This is a genomic window from Methylobacterium sp. E-066, from assembly GCF_022829635.1.
In the GTDB taxonomy this organism is placed as follows: domain Bacteria; phylum Pseudomonadota; class Alphaproteobacteria; order Rhizobiales; family Beijerinckiaceae; genus Methylobacterium.
In genome coordinates this window covers 67,353-73,423 of record NZ_JAKSYO010000031.1, presented here as the reverse complement: position 1 = coordinate 73,423, position 6,071 = coordinate 67,353, and the positions used below count along the sequence as shown (strand labels likewise).

Genomic DNA, 6,071 nt, shown 5'->3' with positions numbered 1-6,071 from the left:
CTCAACCTCCTGCGCGCCGACACCGCAAAGGGATCCATCCGCGCCAAAATCAAGCGCGCCGCATGGAACGACACATACTTGCTCAGCCTCATCAGCCAAATGCGATAGCCCTGCCCGCACGGGAGAGGGGGCGCGTCGCGGTCTGAACCAACGCCTGCGCCTCAAACCTATGTAACCCGCAGGCAAGGAGCCTGCGGAGTTCGCTCGCATTCATGCAGATATCGGTCGTTCTACAGATGCGTGGAAGTCCACAGAACTGTGGATTTTCGATCTCCTATCAATGTTGGTCCGCGTGCGGCCGCGTCCTACCTCGCGAGCGGGGTCTCCACCGGGCAGGCCAATCGCTCGGTGGCCTGCGGCGCCGTGGCGGCGGCGATCAGGATTGGCAGGATGACCGGAAGACTCAGATAGAACCCGTCCCATAAGGACGACTCGGCCGAGATGGCCGAACCGACCGGGATCACGGGCGCGGGCGGTTGGAAAGATAACGTCGGGCAGCATGTCAGAAGTGGCCAACACACCTTTCGACGTCGCGGTGGTGGGCGCGGGGGCCGCGGGGCTCGCCGCCGCCCTGGCGAGCGCCCAGTCCGGCATCCGGACGGCGCTCGTCGGCCGCCACGCCCCCGTGGCGGACGGGCGCACGGTCGCGCTGCTCGACGGCTCGGTGCGCTTCCTGGGGGCCCTGGGCGCCTGGGAGGCGGTGGCGCCGCAGGCGAGCCCGCTCTGCACCCTGCAGATCATCGACGACACCGGCAGCCTGTTCCGGCCGCCGCCGGTGCGCTTCCAGGCCGCCGAGATCGGGCTCGATGCCTTCGGCTGGAACGTCGAGAGCGCCCGCCTGGTCGAGAGCCTGCGCCTCCGCGCCCGCGCCCAGGAGAATCTCACCCTGGTCGAGGCGGATGCCGCCGGGGCCGTCCCCGGCGAGGCGGTGGCGCGCCTGAACCTGGCGGATGGCGGCACGGTCGCGGCCAAGCTTGTGGTCGGCGCCGACGGCGCGCGGTCCCCGCTCCGGGCCGCCAGCGGCGTGCGCGTGCGCGACTGGACCTACCCGCAGAGTGCGATCACGACGATCCTGGCGCATGAGCGCCCGCACCGGGACGTCTCCACCGAGTTCCACACGCGCTCCGGCCCGTTCACCCTGGTGCCGCTGCCGGGCGGGCACCGGTCCAGCCTGGTCTGGGTCACCGGCGAGAGCGCGGCGCGGCGGCTGGCGGCCCTGGACGACGCCGCCCTGGGCCAGGCCGTGGAGCGGCAGGCCCGGGCGATGCTCGGCGCGATGCGGATCGACGGCCCCCGGGGCCTCGTGCCGATGCGCGGCCTTTCGGTGTCGAGCCCGGTGGCGCAGCGCCTAGCGCTGGTCGGGGAGGCGGCCCATGTCTTCCCGCCGATCGGCGCGCAGGGGCTGAATCTCGGCCTGCGCGACGCCGCCGCCCTGCGCGACCTGCTGGTGGCCGCGTCCCGCGATGGCCGCGATCCCGGCGCCCGGCCGGTCCTCGACGGCTACGCCCGGAGCCGCCGCCTCGATGCCGCGGCCCGCACCGCCGCGGTGGATCTGCTCAACCGCAGCCTGCTCACCGACCTGCTGCCGGTCGACGCGCTCCGGGGCCTCGGGCTGCTGGCGATGTCGCATCTCGGTCCGCTCCGGCGGGTGGTGATGCGCGAAGGCGTGCTGCCGCGACTCGGCGCACCGGAACTGATGCGCGGGGCGCGCTGAGCGCGTTCTTTCGATGGGAGTTGGGGGCGTCGTAGTGGCCTTGGCCGCATCGAACGCAATCGTTCGGGCGTGCCATCCTGGTCCGTCATCGCGAGCGCAGCGAAGCGACCCAGGGATCCGCCACGCCTCGGGCGACGGCGCGCTGCCCTGGCTTGCTTTGCTGCGCGCGCAATGACGATGGCGAGGCTTCGGGCGAAGGGGTCTTTTCAGAGGTCCGGCTGGGCCGCCACGTAGGCGCCGAGGCGGGTGGCGAGGTCCACTGGGCCGCCGGCCTTGGACTCGCCCGCGTCGCCGATCAGGAGAACCGGGATGCCGCGGTCGCGCAGCTGGCCGCGCAGGCGGGCGGCGCGGCGGGCATAGGCGGGGTCCCGACGCGTCGGGGCCTGGAGCAGCACCGCCGCCGGGCGGGCGATCACGGCCAAAACATCGTCCGCCGCCTCCATCGAGGCGGTGACGCTCGCGTATCCGAGGTTGGCCAGCTCGCCCGAAAGGGACCGGTCCACGGCGCGAACACCGTCATCGACCACGAGCACTTGTTGCAGCGCACCCATAGGCTTGAGCGGTACCTCATGAAGCGTGGCTTGGGAAGATAGCCAGAACCACAATCCGAAGCGAAACCCACGAAGGCGCGGATCGGATCCGTCCCCCATGTGCGCTTGCGAGATTATCCGCCACGCCTGAGCGCCGGATGAACCGACGATCGTCCGCCGTTCAGGCGGCCTCGATCCCGGTCACGGCCCCGCCCGACAGGACCGGCCGGTAGCCTGAGTCCCGCCACGCCAATGCGTCCGGATCCGGGACGCCGCTGCGGGGCAGCACCGCCGTCGCGCAGGCCAGGCCGCGATAGGCCAAGCCGCGATAGGCCGGTGCGTCATCCTGGTCGTCGCCGAGATCCAGGAATGCGAGATCGAGGAGCGCCCGGGGCAGGGGCGTCCGATCCGGGTCGGCCAGGGTCGCGGCGAGGTCGCCGGACCGCGTGAGCACCGCGTCCTCGTCGAAGACCAGCGAATCGAGGCGGCGCGGGCCTGCCGATCCGACGGTGGCGTCCAGGATCGTGCTCGCGGGCGCCCGGTGCACCACGTTGAGGGCCCGCACGGTCCAGGGGAGGGGCAGGGCGGCCAGCGCCGCCTCGATCAGGGACGGGACCACGAGGCGCGTCGGAACCGGCCGCATCAGGCCGGCGCGGAACCCCGCCTCGTCGAAGGGAATCACGGTCTCGAGGCTGGCCCCGGCCGAGAGCGCCGCGCCGAGGCCGGTGACTAGGCCGCGCAGGTCGTGGGCCGGCAGGAGCGTCAGGATCCGCTCGTCCGCCGTCACCGGCAGCGCGTCGAGATGGGCGTCGATCGCCGCGGCGAGGGCTGCCGCGCTGCGATAGACCGGCCGGCCCGGATCCCCGGCCGCGAAGGTGACGAGGCCGCGGCTCGCGACCGGGGCGACGACTCCGCGCTCCAGGGCCATCGCGTCGAGGCTGATCACCCCGTCCGGGACGCCGGGGCCGAAGGCGGCGAGGTAGCGCAGGCCGAAATGGCCCATGGCCGCCTGGGCGAGGTCCTCGGCCGGACGGCGGGCGCCGCGGCGGCCCTCCGTCAGCACCGCGACGAGGCCCGCGGAGGCGATGCCGGCCGAGAGCTGCCCGGCATCCCAGAGGGCGGGCATCGGGCAGGGCAGGTGGCCGGCCGCCTCGACGGCCAGGTGAGCGAGGGCCGATTCGGCGCCGCCGGAGAACCACAGGCCGACCCGGCTGCCCGCGGGCAGCCGCCAAGCGCCGATGCCGCGGGCGAGGCGGCCGACGATCTCGGCCGCCGCCGCGTAGGTCCAGGTGATCGGCGGGCGCCCGCACCAGGCCGCCCGATCCCCCGAATCACGCAGGGCCGTGCGCTGCGGGCCGGTCCGGGCCGCGGCGAACAGGCAGGCGGACAGGCTGCCGGACCGCGCGGACGCATCCGGCGCGGCGTCGGCCGTTCTCTCCGCCACCGCGAACGCGCTCAATCCGCCCCCCACCCAAACTGCAGATCCATCCGCATGGTCGGCCGACTATGGTTAAATCCCAGCTAAGACCCGTTCACTTGAGCGAGGCTGTCGTCGTCGCGGGACGCCGCATGACCGGGCCCATGGCAGCCTTAGGCAACGTCGCGCTTGCGGCCGGAGAGTCACGGGCCTATCGGGAGCCGGCTGCGGCACAGGGCGCCCCGAGGGGCGCTCGATGCCGCGGTGTCATGCCTTCGCCTCATTCGGAGGGGACAGGCAGGCCGCCCGGTCGCCGGGGCGGGCGATGTGCGCATCCGGCGCCATCCTCGCCCGATGGTCGGACCGATTCATCCGGAGCCCCGGGAGGCACGCCACGGCGGTGCGTGCCCGGGCGGTCCGGCGGACCAGCCCGTCAGGCCGGCTCCGCATTCCGCAAGCCACACCACGTTTCGCCACACCACGTTTCTCAAGGGGTCAGAGCCGATGTCCTTCACCCGCCCCGCGACGCTGGCACGCGCCGCCCTCCTCGGCCTCGTGGGCCTCGGCCTCGCGGCCGCCCCGGCGCTGGCCCAGGCGAAGAAGCCGGCCGCCCCCGCGCCGACCGCGCCCGCCCCCGCCGCGCCGAACACCCCGGCCGCCAACAATCCGGCCGGCGCCGCCGCGCAGACCGGTCCGCAGATCGTGACCGTGAAGTCCGAGCCGAGCCAGGCCGACTGGACCAAGGTCTGCGGCAAGGACCAGGCCTCCGGCACCGACATCTGCTACACGACGCGCGACTTCGTGTCCGACCAGGGCCAGCCCGTCCTGGCCGTGGCGGTCTACGAGATGAAGAACGCCGCCCAGAAGCAGGAGGTGCGCGTGGTGCGCTACCTGCTGCCGCTCGGCCTGCTGCTGCAGCCGGGCATCCGCTTCAACGTCGACGGCCAGGCCGGGACGCCGGGCCGCTTCGCGGTCTGCTTCCCGAACGGCTGCTTCGCCGAGGCCGGCGGCGTCGATGCCGGCGTCATCGCGGCGATGAAGAAGGGCACCACGCTCAACGTCTCGGTCCAGAACCAGACCCAGCGCGAGGTCACCTTCGCGGTGCCGCTGACCGGCTTCGGCAAGGCCTTCGACGGCCCGGCCATCGACCCGAAGGTCCTGGAGGAGCAGCAGAAGAAGCTCCAGGCCGAGCTGGAGAAGCGCTCCGAGGACATGCGCAAGAAGCTCGAGCAGCAGGGCAACGCCGCCCCGGCGGCCGGCGCCCCCGCGGCCAAGTAAAACGTCGCAGCGGATTCCGATCGGGGCCGGACCGCGAGGGCCGGCCCCTTTTTCATGCGCGCTCGCCGGCGCTGCGCGTTTCGGGGCTCCGCCCCGAGCCCCGCCAAAGGGCTTGGCCCTTTGGGATCCTGGACTTGGCCTACCGGATCCCCGTGGGGCCCGGGCCCGGCAGGACGATCAGCACCCGGAGGTCGTGATCGGGCACGTAGTCTCGGGCCTCCCAGCGGAACGTGGTCGGGTCGGTCTTGCGGATGCCCGAGCGGCAGAAGCTCACCACAGCCTCCGGGCTGCCCTTGTCCACCGTCAGGGTGAAGCGCCCGATCGGGGCCGCCCAGTTGCGCGCGGTGGTGACGATGTAGGGCACCACGAAGGCCCGCAGGTAGCCGCCCGCGTTGGGCGCCTTCGCGTGCAGGCGCCGGATCGCCGCCAGCCCGGCCTCGTCCAGGCAATAGGTCGCCCGGTAGGACGCGCGTGCGGCCTCCTTCGGGTCGAGGAGGTGGAATCCGCTCACCGGGGCGTAGCTGTGCTCGATCCGCACCTCCCGGTCGGCCGGGAAGGTCTGCAGCCAGTGGAACGTCGCCTCGAAGCGCCAGAGGCCCTCCATCATGCCCTCGGCGTCCGGGAACAGCCCGGCCTTGACCAGCTCCGCCCAATCCGGCTTGCCGATCCGCTTGGAAGCCGCGTCGATCTCGGAGACGCGCAACGGGTTGAGGGGCAGGCCGTGGCGGCGCAGCAGGTCGGTGACCTCGCCCTCGCCCACGAAGGCGCGCTCCTCCAGTTCCGGCTCCACCGGACGCCCGTCCACCGTCACGGTGAAGCCGACGAAGTTCGCCCGATCGACCTGCGGAAGCTTGGTGGCCGAAAAGCTCAAGGTCCGACCGTCGATCGGCGGCAGCGGGAAGGCGATCCGGACGGTGCGCGGCTCCGACACCTGGTTGCGGAACACGTAGGACACGCGGATCCGGTCGAGGGCGATCGACAGATCCTCGCTCACCAGTCCGATGCCGGGTTCCGGCCTGAGGATCAGGTCGCCGGCATCGAGCTCGGCGGCGCTGTCGTTGGCACGGGCCGGCGCGCCGAGGAGACCAGCGACCAGCAGCGTCGCGGCGAGGGGACGGGATGTCACGACCGG

At 72.7% G+C, this 6,071-nt stretch carries 5 protein-coding genes; 2 read left to right on the top strand and 3 right to left on the bottom strand.

What is annotated here, in order from left to right:
• Nucleotides 1-499 precede the first annotated feature (499 nt).
• Nucleotides 500-1,714 carry a UbiH/UbiF family hydroxylase gene (locus MKL20_RS02090; RefSeq protein WP_244035279.1) on the top strand — a complete coding sequence of 405 codons (1,215 nt, stop codon included), beginning with the start codon at nt 500-502 and terminating at the stop codon, nt 1,712-1,714.
• A 206-nt stretch (nt 1,715-1,920) separates the two neighbouring features.
• On the opposite strand, the gene MKL20_RS02085 is transcribed toward MKL20_RS02090, so the two are convergent.
• Both MKL20_RS02085 and MKL20_RS02080 read right to left on the bottom strand, forming a co-directional pair.
• Nucleotides 1,921-2,265, bottom strand: a complete 345-nt coding sequence (locus MKL20_RS02085; protein ID WP_092045112.1) for a hypothetical protein — start codon at nt 2,263-2,265, stop codon at nt 1,921-1,923.
• 160 nt (nt 2,266-2,425) lie between these two features.
• Nucleotides 2,426-3,688, bottom strand: coding sequence for an AMP-binding protein (locus tag MKL20_RS02080; protein ID WP_244035278.1), 1,263 nt, complete (start codon nt 3,686-3,688; stop codon nt 2,426-2,428).
• Between the two features lie 477 nt (nt 3,689-4,165).
• Here MKL20_RS02080 and MKL20_RS02075 point away from each other — a divergent pair, with 477 nt between their 5' ends.
• Nucleotides 4,166-4,939: an invasion associated locus B family protein gene (locus MKL20_RS02075; RefSeq protein ID WP_243960950.1), complete on the top strand. Its 774-nt coding sequence runs from the start codon at nt 4,166-4,168 to the stop codon at nt 4,937-4,939.
• A gap of 139 nt (nt 4,940-5,078) precedes the next feature.
• Here the strand turns inward: MKL20_RS02075 and MKL20_RS02070 are convergent, their stop codons facing one another.
• Complete coding sequence (locus tag MKL20_RS02070) at nt 5,079-6,065, bottom strand: DUF4424 domain-containing protein (protein WP_244035277.1); 987 nt, start codon at nt 6,063-6,065, stop codon at nt 5,079-5,081.
• Between the last annotated feature and the right edge of the window lie 6 nt (nt 6,066-6,071).

Coding starts and splice junctions, on each gene's coding strand:
- MKL20_RS02090 (WP_244035279.1), top strand. CDS start 500: ATGTCAGAAGTGGCCAACACACCTTTCGACGTCGCGGTGGTGGGCGCG.
- MKL20_RS02085 (WP_092045112.1), bottom strand. CDS start 2,265: ATGGGTGCGCTGCAACAAGTGCTCGTGGTCGATGACGGTGTTCGCGCC.
- MKL20_RS02075 (WP_243960950.1), top strand. CDS start 4,166: ATGTCCTTCACCCGCCCCGCGACGCTGGCACGCGCCGCCCTCCTCGGC.